Genomic DNA, 15,513 nt, shown 5'->3' on the forward strand with positions numbered 1-15,513 from the left:
ATAATGGGAAAATATTTTGGTACGGATGGCGTTCGCGGAGTGGCAAATAGTGAGTTAACGCCAGAGTTAGCCTTTAAACTAGGTAGATTTGGTGGATATGTATTAACAAAAGATCAAGAACGCCCAAAAGTTTTAATTGGGAGAGATACAAGAATCTCAGGACATATGCTTGAGAATGCACTGGTAGCAGGCCTTCTTTCTATCGGCGCAGAAGTGATGCGACTCGGCGTTATTTCTACTCCAGGTGTTGCCTATTTAACGAAAGCATTAGATGCAGAGGCGGGCGTAATGATATCTGCTTCCCATAATCCTGTTGCGGATAATGGAATTAAGTTTTTTGGTCCAGATGGCTTCAAGCTTTCAGATGCACAGGAAAATGAAATCGAAGAACTAATGGACAAGGAGAATGATTCCCTTCCACGACCAGTTGGTGGTGATCTTGGACAAGTGAATGATTACTTCGAAGGCGGACAGAAATATCTGCAATACTTAAAGCAATCTGTTGATGATGATTTTTCTGGCATTCATATCGCTTTAGATTGTGCACATGGAGCGACTTCATTCTTAGCAAATCATTTATTTGCTGACTTGGATGCCGATTTATCGATGATGGGTGCTTCACCCAATGGGTTAAATATTAATGAGGAAGTGGGCTCTACACATCCAGAAGCCTTAGCTGCTTTTGTGAAAGAAAGAGGAGCGGATGTAGGGCTTGCCTTTGATGGTGATGGCGATCGGTTGATAGCTATCGATGAAAAAGGGCAAGTGGTAGATGGTGACCAAATCATGTTCATTTGTGCGAAGTACTTGAAAGAACAAGGTAGACTTAAAGAGGATACCGTTGTTTCTACAGTAATGAGCAACCTTGGTTTCTATAAGGGATTAGAAGCAAATGAGATGAAAAGTGTGCAAACGGCAGTCGGTGACCGCTATGTTGTAGAGGAAATGAAGAAGAGTGGTTATAGTTTAGGTGGCGAACAATCTGGCCATATTATCTTCCTTGATCATATCACGACAGGTGACGGGCTCCTTTCTGGTTTACAACTAGTGAACATTATGAAGGTGACAAACAAATCACTTTCAGAGCTTGCGAAAGAAATGCAAAAGTTCCCACAAAAGCTCGTTAATATTAAAGTAACGGATAAACACCATGTAACAGATAATGAAAAGGTTAAAGCTGTTATTAGTGAAGTTGAAAAAGAAATGAATGGTGATGGACGTATTCTTGTCCGTCCTTCAGGAACTGAACCGCTTGTTCGCGTCATGGCAGAAGCAGCTACAGAAGAGGCTTGTGAAGCATATGTAAACCGTATTGCTGCTGTTGTAGAAGAAGAAATGGGTCTGAAATAAGCGTGTAATAATGATGCATAAGGGAACGCTTCTGTTTTCTTATGCATATTTTATTTATGTATGAAAAAAGCATGGAGAACTTCCGCTTATAGTAAAAAATACCTATTAATTGATGGTTATTCGTTGACTTTCATAAGCGTATCGGTTATGCTTATCATGTTTTTGTATATAAAAAAAGAAAGGTGGTTTAGAAGCACAATTTCATAATTAAAGCGCCCGGGCTAATCTTTGAACGGATATGGAAGGTTAGTTGACGAGGAGGAGGTTTATCGAAGCATCGGCGGGTACCTCCCGGTTGAAAAGCACAACCGTAATCATGTCTTTAAATCATTAGGGTAACCTAATGGACAAAGAGAGATGAATGCCATAAATATAGAACGTAAAGGCATCTATGTCATGCCTTGCTTTCACATTGAAATAATACGGAGATAAGGGGCAAGTACGCCCTTAAAGGCTTCTTGCCCCTTCTACATTAGGAGGAAGAAGTATGTGCGGTATTGTTGGATATATTGGTAACCAAGATTCAAAGGAAATTTTATTAAAAGGCTTAGAAAAGCTAGAATATAGAGGCTATGATTCTGCAGGTATTGCGGTAGTCAATGAAGCTGGCGTGCAAGTTTTTAAAGAAAAAGGCAGAATTGCTGACCTTCGTGCGATTGTAGACGAAAAGGTTTTAGCGTATACAGGAATCGGTCATACACGTTGGGCAACACATGGTGTACCAAGTCAAGAAAATGCACACCCTCATCAAAGTAATTCAGGTCGTTACACACTTGTTCATAACGGTGTGATTGAAAACTATGAACAGATGAAACGTGAATTCTTACAAGGTGTGGAGCTGAAAAGTGAAACAGACACCGAAGTTATCGTACAAATGATTGATCAATTTGCTAAAGAGCTTAGCACTGAAGAAGCTTTTCGCAAAACTTTGCAACAGCTTAAAGGCTCTTACGCTCTTGCGCTTGTAGATAATGAAGACAAGAGTACAATCTATGTCGCGAAGAACAAAAGTCCATTATTAGTTGGTTTAGGAGAAGCATTCAATGTCGTGGCTTCTGATGCGATGGCAATGATTCAAATCACAGATCAATATGTAGAACTCATGGATAAAGAAATGGTAATGGTGACAAAAGATGGTGTAACAATTAAAAACCTTAAAGGGGAAACAATTGAACGTTCACCTTATACAGCAGAACTTGATGCAAGCGATATTGAAAAAGGAACATACCCTCACTACATGCTAAAAGAAATCGATGAGCAACCACTTGTTCTTCGTAAGATCATTCAGAAATACCAGAATGACCAAGGAGAGCTAGCGATTGATGGAGAGATTCTGGATGCAATGAATAGTGCGGATCGTATCTACATTATCGCTGCCGGTACGTCTTACCATGCTGGATTAGTCGGTAAGCAATATATTGAAAAAGTAGCGAAAGTCCCTGTTGAAGTGCATATCTCAAGTGAATTTGTTTATAACACACCGTTGCTATCAGAAAAACCGTTATTCATCTTTATTTCACAAAGTGGTGAAACAGCTGATAGCCGTGCAGTATTAGTTAGTGTGAAAGAAATGGGACACCCAGCATTAACGATTACAAATGTCCCTGGCTCAACCTTATCCCGTGAAGCAGACTACACGCTCTTGTTACATGCTGGACCAGAAATTGCTGTCGCTTCTACAAAGGCATACACTGCCCAAGTAGCGGTATTAGCAATCTTAGCAGAGGTCACAGCGATTGCTAAAGGACGTGAATTAGAATTTAACCTTGTACAAGAATTAGGTATTGTTGCAAATGCGATGGAAACACTATGTGATTCAAAAGAAACTTTCGAAGACATCTCACGTAGCTTCCTATCAACAACAAGAAATGCCTTCTTCATCGGTCGAAGTATTGACTACTACGTAGGACTTGAAGGCGCATTAAAACTAAAAGAAATCTCTTATATCCAAGCAGAAGGTTTTGCTGGAGGAGAACTCAAACATGGTACAATTGCTCTGATTGAAGACGGTACACCAATCATCGCCCTGGCAACACAAGAAGGCGTTAACCTAAGCATCCGCGGCAACGTTAAAGAAGTCGTCGCACGTGGAGCTAACCCATGCATCATCTCAATGAAAGGCCTAGACCAAGACGGTGACACATTCGTCCTACCAGAAGTACACGAAATGCTCTCACCACTTGTTTCGGTTATTCCATTGCAGTTGATTTCTTATTACGCTGCTCTGCACCGTGACTGTGATGTAGATAAACCAAGGAACTTGGCTAAGTCGGTTACTGTTGAATAAGGGGATTTTGTTGGATTTTAGAATTTGTCCGCCCTGTAACTCTCTTGGTTCTCACGTAACTTTGTTCTTCTCATGGAACTAAGGTGGTATCCTAACGGTAAATGAGTCGGGGAAAGAGCGGGGAAAACACGAATAGATAGACATTCATTTAAGGTTATTCAAAATCTCAATACAAATCCGGGCTGGATCCAATAGGGTTCAGTCCTTTTCTTTGACCAATATTCCCCCAAAAACCTTGTCTGATAAAAAAGTTATAGTGTGTTCGTTTGTTTGTCATATTGTTTCTATACACTTCGTAAGAAACGGGATAGAAGAATAAGAGTGTTGGGAAAGGTATTTTTTATTCTCATTGCTTATGTCTATTTCTGTCTCCATTCAGAGGGACATCTATTTTATATTGTCAAAATATTATATACAATACAGAACGTAAAAAGAGGTCGATAGTGGGCTTTTGGGGAATAGCTTAATAACATTGCCTTCAGGCGTAAATGAGCGGGTGGACCGTTGGGGGAGAAAGGATAGAGGGGATTTGATGAGAAACCAAGAAAGTCACAAAGGTATAGCAATCAATTCAGGTTGGTGTAGGATTTTTTTAAATCGGGTATTGTAATTATAGACATCATGGAAATAGTTATTTTCAATCTCAACTTACATTGCAAAATTTTTAAAAGGAGATGAGTTTTTGACTTTAAATAATAATGGTTTTACTCTAAATGATGGTACAGAACTTCCTTTTGTGGGATTAGGCACGATTGGTATTAATGGGGATCAGGGTACGTTTGAAATTTTAAACGCCTTGAATATAGGATATCGCTTAATCGATACGTCAACAAACTACGACAATGAAGGGATTGTCGGTGAAGCTGTGCGTCGGTCCGCACTGCCCAGAGAGGAAATTTTGATTAGTACGAAATTACCCGGTGCTTACCATGAATATGACAAGGCATTTATCTTTATCCAAGAATCTCTACGCCGCACTGGATTAAAATATTTTGACAAGTATTTAATTCATTGGCCGAACCCTAAGGACGGCAAGTATGTAGAAGCTTGGAAGGCTTTAGTGGATGCTCAAAAACAAGGGTTAATCAGAAACATTGGCGTTTCAAATTTTGAACCAGAACATCTGGACGACATTATCGAAGCAACAGGTGTGACACCTGCTACAAATCAGGTGGAGCGTCATCCGTATTTTAATAATAACCGTATGGTAGAAGAAAATAAAAAACGGGGCATTCTTACTGAATCCTGGAGCCCTTTTGGTAGAGGTTATCTGAATGACGTGCTAAAAAATACCACAATTAAAGAAATTGCGGATAAGTACGATAAAAGCCCGGCGCAGATTATTTTAAATTGGAATTATCAAGCAGACGTATTTTCTATACCAAAATCAAGTAATCCCGTGCATCAAAAAGATAATTTCAATAGTACCAACTTTGAATTAGCACCTGAGGATATTGAAACAATTGATTCATTGGATAAAGGAGAAGCTGGCCGTGTAGAAGGGCAGGACCCAAATGAATATCACGAATATGTATAGGCAGGACAATATATAAACATCGTATAGTATTCGTTCATAAAATAAATATCGTTTTTGACACGATATTCGATTGGAAACTCTGAATTAGATATTTTTTGAACAATAGATAAAAGGAGGGTCTGTTTTAAGCAGATTCTCTTTTGGTTTTTTACAATATATTCCCGAATTTTCTTTATGAAAATTAGTATAGTAAACTATAAAGTCTTTTCAGGATATTTTGATATATCTAGAATGTCGAAACCTATAAATCCTCTGTGATTTTCTTCTGAAAAACAGAATTCTAATCCTAAATAAGAATATCTCGAAGCTACTTCATTATCATTTAGTCGTAACGAATACATATTATCTCTTTTAAGGTAAAAGTTATCTTTAGAAGATGCATTTTTAAGGGCATTAGCTTCATCTCTAAATATCTCTAAGCCTATAATTCTATTATCCTTATCTAAGTCTAAATTTATATAAGGATTAACTTTTAATTCATCAGTTTCATGAACCATACCAGCTTTTATTTCTTTGATAACTTGAATATAACCTATTTTTACTTCTTTGTTAAACTCAATTCTCTTAATCATTTTAATACACCGCCTTTACTTTTTTTTCATCTCGATTTAGGTTTAGCTTGATTATAAACTGTTGTTAAAATATTACCTTCTCTAGCTACAGCTATACCCTTGTAGTGATATACCGTTGCATTTGGATAATCTGGATCGCTATATTTCGTACTTTTTGTATATGCATCATAAATTTGTTTCGGTGAAATATTACGCTGAATCATTTATGTGGCTTTGTGAGATACTTTTGATCAAACTTTACTCCAAGGCTACAAGTAATTGTATAGAATTTAAATAAAAGTGATACCGTTTTTAAAATTCTGATATACACACACTCCAATTGTTAGACATGATCTAACAATTGGAGGCGGTTTTTTTATGGTTAAGTTCTCTAAAATTTAAAATAGTAATAGAAAAAATCTTATCATCGTTGGATTATACATTTACAATATCAAGGAGAAGAAACATTCAAAAAATCTATAGATTTACTGAATTACATGAACAAATAAGGTATATCAATTCGAGTGTTTTGTATGAAATCGCGACGTCTTAAAAAGTCGCGAAGATTTTCCCTTTGATGAGTATTATTGAGGTTGTCAAAAAAATTGAGTAATCCATAAGTTGATAAACTTAGCTTCAGGAATTTTAAATTTTAAAGGCGTCGGATCGATTAGATGCAACTTAAACCTAAAAGAATTCACGACACTGGTCATATCTCTTCATATCTTGCTGCCAATAACGACTTAGCATTTTCTTAATCCTCTAAGATAGGGGATGGGGCAAAAAGTTTATGAATGGATTGCAAATAGACAAACTATGAGCGGGTCATGTACTGAAGAGGCATGTGATACTTAATTAAGAAGTTATATATGAGCATAGTTAATTTCTCAAAGTGTTGTAATGTATTATTTAAATACGTTTAACTACAGCTAAATATATTGAAGAAACAATGCTTTGAATAAAAAAAACAATCATAACGTAATAAATAAAATATTCTTTTTGGATTACATCTAAGATTGCTACTAATGCCACCCCAAGAAGTATCCCCCCAGATAATATTGAATAAGAGAGCGACTTAATCTTAAAAAGTAATAGCTCACCTCTTTCATCCATTGATTCTTTTTTACTTTCAAATTTTGCTTTATATACTTCTGAAACTATAACCAGTATTGCTAAACCTATAATCAATGATGTAGTTAACGTGATCATACAACTTCCTCCTTAAATTTAAATACTTCTGTAATTTCTTTCCCTAATGAATTAGAAATCTTAAATGCTAATATCAACGAAGGGTTATATTTGTTTTTTTCCAATGCTGCAATCGTTTGACGACTAACACCTACGTCATCGGCTAAGTGTTGTTGAGTCCATTTTTTCTCAGCCCTACCAACTGATATAAAGTTTTCCAGCATATGAAACCTCTTTTCTATATGATTTCTTATAAGTTAAATGTAATATATTTTTTACAAAATGTAAAGTATTTACGACAATTAAATTTTTTTATAATTAGATTATTTCCTTTAATGGTTTAATCCCCTCTAATAATTCAAGTACACTAAATTGTTTGTTAGGTTAAAACCTTAATATTTTTCTGGTAATGAAATAATAGATTGATAATACGTATGGGGCATATTACCAAGTGAATGTGATAAAGTGGAATGAAAGATTAATAAAACAAAACTCCTCTAAGTGTGGGAGTTTTTTGTCTAAGTCTCTTTTCTAAAATATCTCCTCATAATGACTATGACCCATCCAAATTGTCTCTGTTGTGGGATTTAGTCTACCGTTTTACAATATTCGTGTTTAAGGAAATTTCTGGAAAATGGTCAAAAATTGCTCCTGCCTAGGGCGGAATATAACCTGGTATTTTTTAGGTCCATCATTGCTCTTTAGTTATGCAGGTTATCTGCAGTAAATTAAGGGAAAATATGTTATTTTTTCGGTGGTCTACGTTCTTTAGAAAATTTCAATTGTATAGTAATCAAGAAGAGCGAAATTGTTTAAAATTAATAGAAGTAAATGATAAAAATTGTACAGTGTTTAACAAGAAATTACTTCGAGTTGCTCGAACTTTTTTTCAATCCAACAAAATGTATTGATTTCAAATAAAGTGCGAAGTTTCACCTTCTTGGAATATGCATTGTCCTAGGGGGTTTTTTAGGGTGAAAATAAGATAACATGATGTTTCTCCAAACTACCAACCGTAGCTTCTAACATAGACTTGTTTTTTTAAAAGGACTTTTACAACGGGTACACCTTAGGAATAGATTATTCGATTATCAATACCAAAAAATTCTGCAGAAAGTAAAAACTTAAGACTTTTTGTTTCTTTGTTATGTCTAATAACTAGAAAGAGAAAAGGGGGAAGCGCGCTTGGAAGTGAAAAACCTAGTCAATAGAGCAAGAAAGGGAGATGATGATGCTTTCTACGAATTAATCCAAATCCATAAAAGTAGACTATTAAAAATAGCCTTGGGTTACTTACATAATGAGGAGGAGGCCTTAGAAGCATTGCAGGAAGTAACTTTTAGGGCTTATCTTTCATTGAATAAATTGAAACATGCAGAATACTTCTCAACATGGGTTATCCGGATTATGCTTAATTACTGCCATGATCAAATTCGTAAAAGAAAAAGAATCGCAGATCCTAAGTATATTGATAATCTAATAGTAACGAAGAATGACAACCAGACGTTAGAAATAGAGGAAGCATTACTAAAAATAGATGCACGTTTTCGAGAAGTCATTATTTTAAAGTATTATAACGATTTAAAGATAAAAGATATTGCCGAAATTCTCGAAAGGTCGGAGAGCACCATTAAAACCTGGCTATACAAAGGCCTAAAAGCACTTCAGGTTCAATTAAATAAGGGGGGTGGGCTAAATGTTTGAAAGAGAAGAAAGTGAGTTGGCTGAATCAAAAAAAATAATGAAGGATCTATCCATTTCTGACGATCGCTCTGACCAGGCAATTCTAAGGGGAATACAGCAAGCAAAAGCAGAGAAAAAGAAAAAGAGAATACAGCTGCCCATTAAGACATTCACTGCTGCATGTATTTTAGGACTTACGTTTATTACATCTGTTAATGTATCCGAACCCGTTGCATATTACATGTCAAATGTACCTGGTATGGGGAAAATTGTTGATTTTGTCCGATATGACAAAGGACTACTTGCAGCTGTTGAAAATAATTACATACAAAAAGTGGATTCAAGTGTGAATAACAAAGGTATAGAGTTTACTTTGAATTCAATTATTCATGATGAAAAATCACTGATCATTTTTTATGAATATCAATCAGATGAAGAAGACGTAGTTATTACTCTAGGAAGCTTTCAATTGCTTAATGAAAAAGGAGAGGTATTGCCTTATCATATAGTTGGTGAATATCGGAATGATAATCCGGATTCTTTGCTGGAAATCAGGGTTCCTTTAAAAGAAGGGGATAATCTGCCAAATGAACTAATTCTTTCAACTCAGTTTTCTAAAGATAAGAAACTTTTAGACGGGGTTTGGGAAATTCCCTTTACTTTAGATAAAGGTAAAATTGTTGGAAAGAAAGTGTATAATGTGGATAAAACATTAGAAATTGAAGGACAGCAATTAACAATCAAGGACGTAACAATGTATCCTTCTCAAACAGCTGTACATGTATATTATCATTCGCAAAATAGTAAAAAGATATTTGGTATTAATGACTTGCATCTAATAGATGAAAAAGGAGAAACATGGAATACAAGTGTAATAGAGACTACACAAATCAATGAGAACGAAACAATCATTTATTTGCAGAGCAACTACTTTACTAATCCTAAAGAATTATATTTGCGTTTCAATTCAATTCGTGCGCTTGATAAGGAAGAGCTCAATGTTGAAGTAGACCCGATAAAAAAGAAAATACTTAAGGCACCGAAAGACGGAAAATTAACAGATGTAGAGATAGAGCAAGGCGAGATGTCCATTAAATTAGATACGAATCCGAATCAATTCAAATCAGCAATTTTTACGCATGCAATAGATGCAGATGGAAATGTAATAAGTAAGGATGAACCATATGGTATCTCCTATTCTTATGTCGACGACTATGTATTGTATTCCGTTCCTTTCCCATCTGAGGCAACTGACTTAGGACCTGTTAAACTTGAATTGCTTGATTATCCAGCCTCTATCAGTGCAGAGGCTAATGTGAAAATAAAGTAATAGCCCAATGCAAATGTCATCAGGTACTCCGTTAAATAGAAGGTGAATTTTTCATAAAAAACCACTGTCTGTATGCGCATTTGCATTACTTTTGGGGAATTACCAAAGGGTTAAAGACCTCTTAATAATAATCCCGACTGAATCTAATAGAATTGATTTTTATCGTTTTTCATTAAGGTAATATGTACTTATGTTTAGAAAAAGCTCCGTAAAATTTTCCGGGTCTTTTCTAACTTTGATCCTAAAGAATCCACATTAATTTCTAACTATTCTTTTGGCAGCTGTTCCTACGGTTCATAAATGAATTAGATAACAAAAAGTGAAGACCAGATGATGAAAATCCCGACCATGAGTAGGTAGGGATTTTTATCAATTTAGACAACACATTTATGTTAGTAATTATTAACTAAGGGTTATATTTATTTTAGTTAAAAGTGTGAGATAGTTATACTTTTACACCTAGAAAACAGCTAGATGCCGGTTAATAAACTATTTTGTTGGTTTCGTACAAGAACCGTTTGAAGCATATTCGTTATATTTAATTTTGATCAAACTTACTCCAAATCAGCATAAATTGCGATGTTTATACCCTTTGGATATGATGGTCAAGAGGAGGTTTTTTATCGGAAATTTTATTTCGCAAACGGGCATAGTTTAAGATGAAGCTTTTTGTTAATCTTAATAATGAATAAAAATGTAAAGGAGAATAAGATGACTAAATTCGGAAAGTTATATGAAGTGAATGGTCGTTATGTTTTGCAATTTGAACGTTTGTTTACCCATAAACCAGAGAGTGTTTTCCGCTACGTAACAGATCCTGATTACTTTACCAGGTGGTATCCGTTTGCAACTGGAGAGATGGATCTTATTGAAGGTGGCAAAATAGCTTTTGATGATGGCGAGGGGACGAAGTACGAAGGCATAATTACTGAATACCAACCACCTGTCGTCTTTGCCTTTCATGAAGGCGCTGATATGCTAAGAATCGAGTTGCAAAATACCGATGACGGGTGCCGAATGAATTTTCAGCATACGTTTGATGACCGGTCTTGGGCAGCGGCAACAGCAGCAGGATGGCATCGCTGTCTTGATGCATTGGTTATGTTGGCTAACGAACAGCTGCCCGAATGGCCGGATAACGGAGCGGAGTTAAGGGAGTTTTATCGGGAAGCATTTGATTCGAATTAAGTGGAGAATATAGCACTCATCATTAGAAGTATAGACATCTTAAAAAGTAAGTTGAAAAAAGCAAATCTAGTGACGGGGGGAGATTGATGGATAAGTTAATACAAGACATCCCAAATTGGATTACAATAACGGATAAAAAGCTTATTATTGGTATTTCCGGACATGGTGCTGCTGGAAAAACAACGTTTGCCAATAAGCTTATAAACGTATTAAATCAAGATGGAGTGAATTATATAAATACAGACCCGTATATTGTTAGCTCGAATATACGAAACCATGCAATGATTGACTATACATATCAAAACGAAAATCATCGTTATAAAATGACAGCTTGCCACCCATCAGCGCATCATTTGTTATCTTTAGAAAGAGATGTTCAGATGATTAGAGATGGTTTAGATTTATACACAATGCATACACATTATATGAAAAGCGAATTAATTTCCTCGAGGAATAAAGTAACGATTGTTGAGGGAATGAGTGTAGCATTTATTCATCCTGATTTATTTGACTTAAAAATTTATTTCTATACAGATGGTGAAACTGAATTATTAAGGAGGTCGAATCGGGACATCGTTGAAAGGGGAGCAGATCTCAATTATTTAAGGCAATCCCATGAAGAACGAAGGATACAGTACGAAGTGTTTATGCATCCATACAGCCAGGATTTTGATATCATTATAAATACGTCTGCAGCAGCGATATGTATAGAGAAAAATACATTTGAAGTGAAAGAATAAACTACTTTTAAAAAAAGAAATCTTACCTTTTAAGCCTTCTCCCTTGCATCTTGACAGAAGGCTTTCGCATTTTACATATGAAATGATAATTCCAAGGATATTACATTAAATCAAGAAAAATATAAATGGCTGTACCCCAGATAAAGATAGCAGAGAATTTATTAAATAATTGCAATACATTTCTTTTGCCATCTAACTTTTTCACAAATGCTCCTGCAATCATTAGCCCAAAGAACCAAATCCAAGATACTGTAATACAAGTAATAGTAAAAAGAAATTGTTCTTTTCCAGCATATTTTATTGCACTTACCCCAATAACACCGACTATATCTAAGATGGCGTGAGGGTTTAAAAAAGAAACAGATAAAGCAAAGATAATTTGTTGACGAATAGGTAAAGCCTTATTCGTTTTTTTTGTCGTTTCGGATTTCCAAATGACAGATCCCATATACAATAAAAATAAGATACCGGTAATCATTAAAATTACTCGTAACCATTCAAATTGAAGGACAATCATTGATAAACCAAATACAGATAATAAGATTAAAAGTGTATCAGAGATTGCAGCTGTTATCGTAGCTGGAAGTGCCTGAGCCAATCTAAGTTGCGTTGCTCCTTGAGAAAATACAAAGACATTCTGTACCCCTAAAGGTAAAATAAGCCCGAATGCCAAAATTAATCCGTGCAGAATGGGTTCCATTCAAATCAACTCTCTTTCAATTACTATCGTACTATGATAAAACTGAAAGAAAACAACCAATTGGATGGTTTTTTATCCACCCAATTTAAGGGGGATTAACTTGAAATGGAAACCGAGTAGTGATTCTCATTTAACTTTTCACGAACAAATTGTAGATTGGATGAAATTTCGTATAGAAAGTGGAGATTGGGCGGTTGGAACAAAAATCCCCACACAGCGTCAACTAGCGATACAATTTAATGTCAATAGAAGTACAGTTCAACTTGCTCTTGATGAACTGAAGGCAGATGGTTTACTTCAATCAAAATTAGGATCAGGTGTATTTGTAACTAATATTTCTTGGAATGTACTTTTAAATAAAACTCAACCGAATTGGAAAAAGCATATTGATTCAAGTATCCATAGAGCAAATGACCATACCATTCAACTTATCAATGAATACGAGCAATATAATCATATCATTCGCCTTGGAACAGGTGAATTATCACCGGAATTACTCCCAACAAAACAACTTGAACAGTCCTTAAAAGAAATCACCCTTGATGCAAAATCTATCGGTTATTCATCACCAAAAGGAAATGAAAGACTTAGAAGAGTATTATGTGACTATCTGAAAATAAGAGGTATTCAATCGGAACCAGAGAACATTCTAATTGTTTCTGGAGCACTTCAGGCGCTTCAACTAATTGCCATTGGATTATTAGAAGAAGGCTCTGTGATTTTCCATGAAGAACCATCTTATTTAAGTTCTATTCATCCTTTTCAATCTGCTGGAATGCGTATGCATACGGTAATGCGTAATCATCCGAAATTAGCTGAGAACTTAAAAGTTTTTAAGAGGAAAAAACAATCTATATTTTATTGTGTTCCGACATTAAATAATCCTACTGGAGTTAATTGGTTGTTGGAGGAAAAGAAAAATCTATACAATATATGCAAAGAGTTACAGATTCCTATTATTGAAGACGATGTTTATCATGAATTACTATTTGATCATACTTTACCTACCCTAAAGTCTTTAGACAAGTCAGGACAAGTACTTTATCTTGGTAGTGTATCGAAAACATTAAGTCCTGGGTTACGTATTGGATGGATTGTCGCACCTTCACCTGTGGTTGAACGGCTAGCGGATATAAAAATGCAAACGGATTATGGTTCAAGTGCTCTTTCTCAAGAGATCGTCGCACATTGGATTTCAACTGGTTTATATGAAAATCACTTAAAAAATCTTCGTGAACAACTAAAGAACAGAGCGGCATTTATTGAAAATATACTAGAAAACCAATTTAGAAAGATTGCTACGTGGAATAAGTCAGAAGGTGGCTTTTATATTTGGTTAAGGTTTAATAAACCTATCGTAAACAAAGCACTATTTCTAAACCTTCTCAATCAAAATATTTTAATCAACCCAGGTTATATCTATCGTTCAGGTGATTCTCACCATATAAGACTGTCGTATGCGTATGCTTCACTAGCAGAAATAAAAGAAGGTCTACATGCTTTATTATTACTCTGTAATCATGAATGAATACTACTAAATAATAGAAAGTGATGAGAAGTCTACATGGAGTCAATTAACCAAGAAATACAAGAGTTATCCGTAAAATCCTTAGAGTCTACATTTAGTAAACTTTCAAATGCTTATAAAAGCATGACTGAAAAGGGCTCTAATACTACTCTTGTAAGAAAGAGACGAGATGCTATAAAAGTCGGTTTAGATAGTTTAAGGAATATTTGGAACGGTGAAGACTTCTCATATGAAGAAGAAGTTATTCTAACATCTAAAGATATTTTGCAAAGTACTATTCCACCTATTGAAAAACAGATAGCAAAAGCAAAAGATGGTAGTCCTCAAAAAACAGTAAATGAGCGACGATTAATTGCGCTTCAACTGGCGATTGAATCATTGGAGAACCGTCTTAAAAAGTAGTGACTTTCAACTTTTCTTAAGTTATTTATAATACACTTCAGATTAACTAATACTTTAAAAATCTTACTTAAGTAAATTATCCGAATGAAATAAAGTGTTAATTGATATTAAAGTTAATCAAGTGGTTTTAGTCATTTTAATTATTGCTGTGATTATGGTGCTTTATCATCTGCTCTATTGGTAAATATCAGGTGTGAGATGTTTGTAAAGATAAACTTATATAAAGCTATGATAGAAACGGTCACTTCCTTTTTTACTTTAGTGGTATAGGGAATGGCCGTTTTCTTATACTGGAAATTTCCCCACGGGTATCTTCAAATAGAAAACAGCATAATAAGTATAAATGACAATGGGAAATGTAGGTAAAGTGATAGCTGATATAATATAACATGGTAAAATAATTACTCATTTTATCCCGCAACTATTCGTTTACATCGTTGCAACGACACGGTTCTTTACGTTTAGTTAGAGATGCAAATATACTGGAGTTGTTAGGAGATGAAGAAAATGGATTTCCCCCAAAAATTAAAAGAACAACGTTTAAAACATGAAATGTCTCAACAACAGCTCGGTGAATTACTTAAAATTAGTAGACAATCAGTATCAAAATGGGAACGTGGAGAAGGATATCCCAGCATTGAATCTCTCATTCAACTAAGTGAAATTTTTGATATTACCATTGATGAATTATTAAAAGGAGATGATCATTTGAAGGAGAGCATTATTGAAGATGGAAAGCAATTAGCGTATCCAAAGTTAAAGTTGTTTTTTGATCTTCTTCTGCTTGTTGGCTTATTTTTAGTTGTTTTCAAAATTCTTATCGCTGTGGGTAATAAATTTTTTGACTTGAATATAACATTTTTCCAAGGTTCGATTCTTTATGCGTTTCTGCCATTCACTGCTTCAATCATTGGAGCGATTGGGAGTGAAACGTTGGCAAAAAAATATAAAACGGAGTAAGCAAATTTATTTATAAAGAGAGGAAGAAGCTTCAGAGGGTATGCCATTGAAGCTTCCCTGTTATGCTTG

14 protein-coding genes are annotated in these 15,513 nt (G+C 35.1%); 10 read left to right on the top strand and 4 right to left on the bottom strand.

The genetic code is table 11. The features are described from left to right. Positions 1–3: 3 nt before the first annotated feature. The 3 genes from glmM to MKX78_RS01150 all read left to right on the top strand — a co-directional run bounded on the left by glmM (position 4) and on the right by MKX78_RS01150 (position 5,174). Positions 4–1,350 carry a phosphoglucosamine mutase gene (gene glmM / locus MKX78_RS01140; RefSeq protein ID WP_307315837.1) on the top strand — a complete coding sequence of 449 codons (1,347 nt, stop codon included), beginning with the start codon at positions 4–6 and terminating at the stop codon, positions 1,348–1,350. 487 nt (positions 1,351–1,837) lie between these two features. Then, positions 1,838–3,637 carry a glutamine--fructose-6-phosphate transaminase (isomerizing) gene (gene glmS / locus MKX78_RS01145; protein ID WP_341049380.1) on the top strand — a complete coding sequence of 600 codons (1,800 nt, stop codon included), beginning with the start codon at positions 1,838–1,840 and terminating at the stop codon, positions 3,635–3,637. Positions 3,638–4,319: 682 nt separating this feature from the next. Then, on the top strand, positions 4,320–5,174 hold the full coding sequence (locus tag MKX78_RS01150; RefSeq protein WP_095371066.1) for an aldo/keto reductase: 855 nt from the start codon (positions 4,320–4,322) through the stop codon (positions 5,172–5,174). Between the two features lie 194 nt (positions 5,175–5,368). Here MKX78_RS01150 and MKX78_RS01155 read toward each other — a convergent pair whose 3' ends face one another. From MKX78_RS01155 to MKX78_RS01165, 3 genes are all read right to left on the bottom strand, one after another. Beyond that, positions 5,369–5,746, bottom strand: a complete 378-nt coding sequence (locus MKX78_RS01155) for a DUF2283 domain-containing protein (protein ID WP_095371065.1) — start codon at positions 5,744–5,746, stop codon at positions 5,369–5,371. An 888-nt stretch (positions 5,747–6,634) separates the two neighbouring features. Beyond that, positions 6,635–6,934, bottom strand: coding sequence for a hypothetical protein (locus tag MKX78_RS01160; RefSeq protein WP_095371064.1), 300 nt, complete (start codon positions 6,932–6,934; stop codon positions 6,635–6,637). Continuing rightward, positions 6,931–7,137: a helix-turn-helix transcriptional regulator gene (locus MKX78_RS01165; RefSeq protein ID WP_095371063.1), complete on the bottom strand. Its 207-nt coding sequence runs from the start codon at positions 7,135–7,137 to the stop codon at positions 6,931–6,933. The genes MKX78_RS01160 and MKX78_RS01165 overlap by 4 nt, the downstream gene beginning before the upstream one ends. A gap of 967 nt (positions 7,138–8,104) precedes the next feature. Between MKX78_RS01165 and MKX78_RS01170 the strand changes: the two genes are divergently transcribed. The 4 genes from MKX78_RS01170 to MKX78_RS01185 all read left to right on the top strand — a co-directional run bounded on the left by MKX78_RS01170 (position 8,105) and on the right by MKX78_RS01185 (position 11,854). Then, positions 8,105–8,617, top strand: a complete 513-nt coding sequence (locus tag MKX78_RS01170; protein WP_322910326.1) for a sigma-70 family RNA polymerase sigma factor — start codon at positions 8,105–8,107, stop codon at positions 8,615–8,617. Further along, a complete protein-coding gene (locus MKX78_RS01175; protein WP_341049385.1) occupies positions 8,610–9,926 on the top strand; it encodes a DUF4179 domain-containing protein in 1,317 nt (438 codons plus the stop codon). The genes MKX78_RS01170 and MKX78_RS01175 overlap by 8 nt, the downstream gene beginning before the upstream one ends. A gap of 669 nt (positions 9,927–10,595) precedes the next feature. Continuing rightward, a complete protein-coding gene (locus tag MKX78_RS01180) occupies positions 10,596–11,114 on the top strand; it encodes an SRPBCC family protein (RefSeq protein ID WP_340977314.1) in 519 nt (172 codons plus the stop codon). Between the two features lie 86 nt (positions 11,115–11,200). Next, positions 11,201–11,854, top strand: a complete 654-nt coding sequence (locus MKX78_RS01185; RefSeq protein ID WP_341049387.1) for a uridine kinase family protein — start codon at positions 11,201–11,203, stop codon at positions 11,852–11,854. A 100-nt stretch (positions 11,855–11,954) separates the two neighbouring features. Here MKX78_RS01185 and MKX78_RS01190 read toward each other — a convergent pair whose 3' ends face one another. After that, the gene (locus MKX78_RS01190) at positions 11,955–12,554 is read right to left on the bottom strand and encodes a LysE/ArgO family amino acid transporter (RefSeq protein ID WP_095371058.1); all 600 of its coding nucleotides are present in this window, start codon (positions 12,552–12,554) and stop codon (positions 11,955–11,957) included. Positions 12,555–12,654: 100 nt separating this feature from the next. Here MKX78_RS01190 and MKX78_RS01195 point away from each other — a divergent pair, with 100 nt between their 5' ends. The 3 genes from MKX78_RS01195 (at position 12,655) to MKX78_RS01205 (ending at position 15,444) form a co-directional block, all read left to right on the top strand. Further along, on the top strand, positions 12,655–14,082 hold the full coding sequence (locus tag MKX78_RS01195) for an aminotransferase-like domain-containing protein (protein ID WP_341049390.1): 1,428 nt from the start codon (positions 12,655–12,657) through the stop codon (positions 14,080–14,082). Between the two features lie 36 nt (positions 14,083–14,118). Then, positions 14,119–14,484 (top strand): hypothetical protein, encoded by a 366-nt coding sequence (locus MKX78_RS01200; protein WP_095371056.1) that lies wholly within the window; start codon positions 14,119–14,121, stop codon positions 14,482–14,484. A gap of 507 nt (positions 14,485–14,991) precedes the next feature. Continuing rightward, complete coding sequence (locus tag MKX78_RS01205; RefSeq protein WP_307315870.1) at positions 14,992–15,444, top strand: helix-turn-helix domain-containing protein; 453 nt, start codon at positions 14,992–14,994, stop codon at positions 15,442–15,444. Positions 15,445–15,513 lie beyond the last annotated feature (69 nt).

The sequence above is a fragment of the Cytobacillus sp. FSL R5-0569 genome, assembly GCF_038007265.1.
GTDB classification, from domain to species: Bacteria; Bacillota; Bacilli; order Bacillales; family Cytobacillaceae; genus Cytobacillus; species Cytobacillus kochii.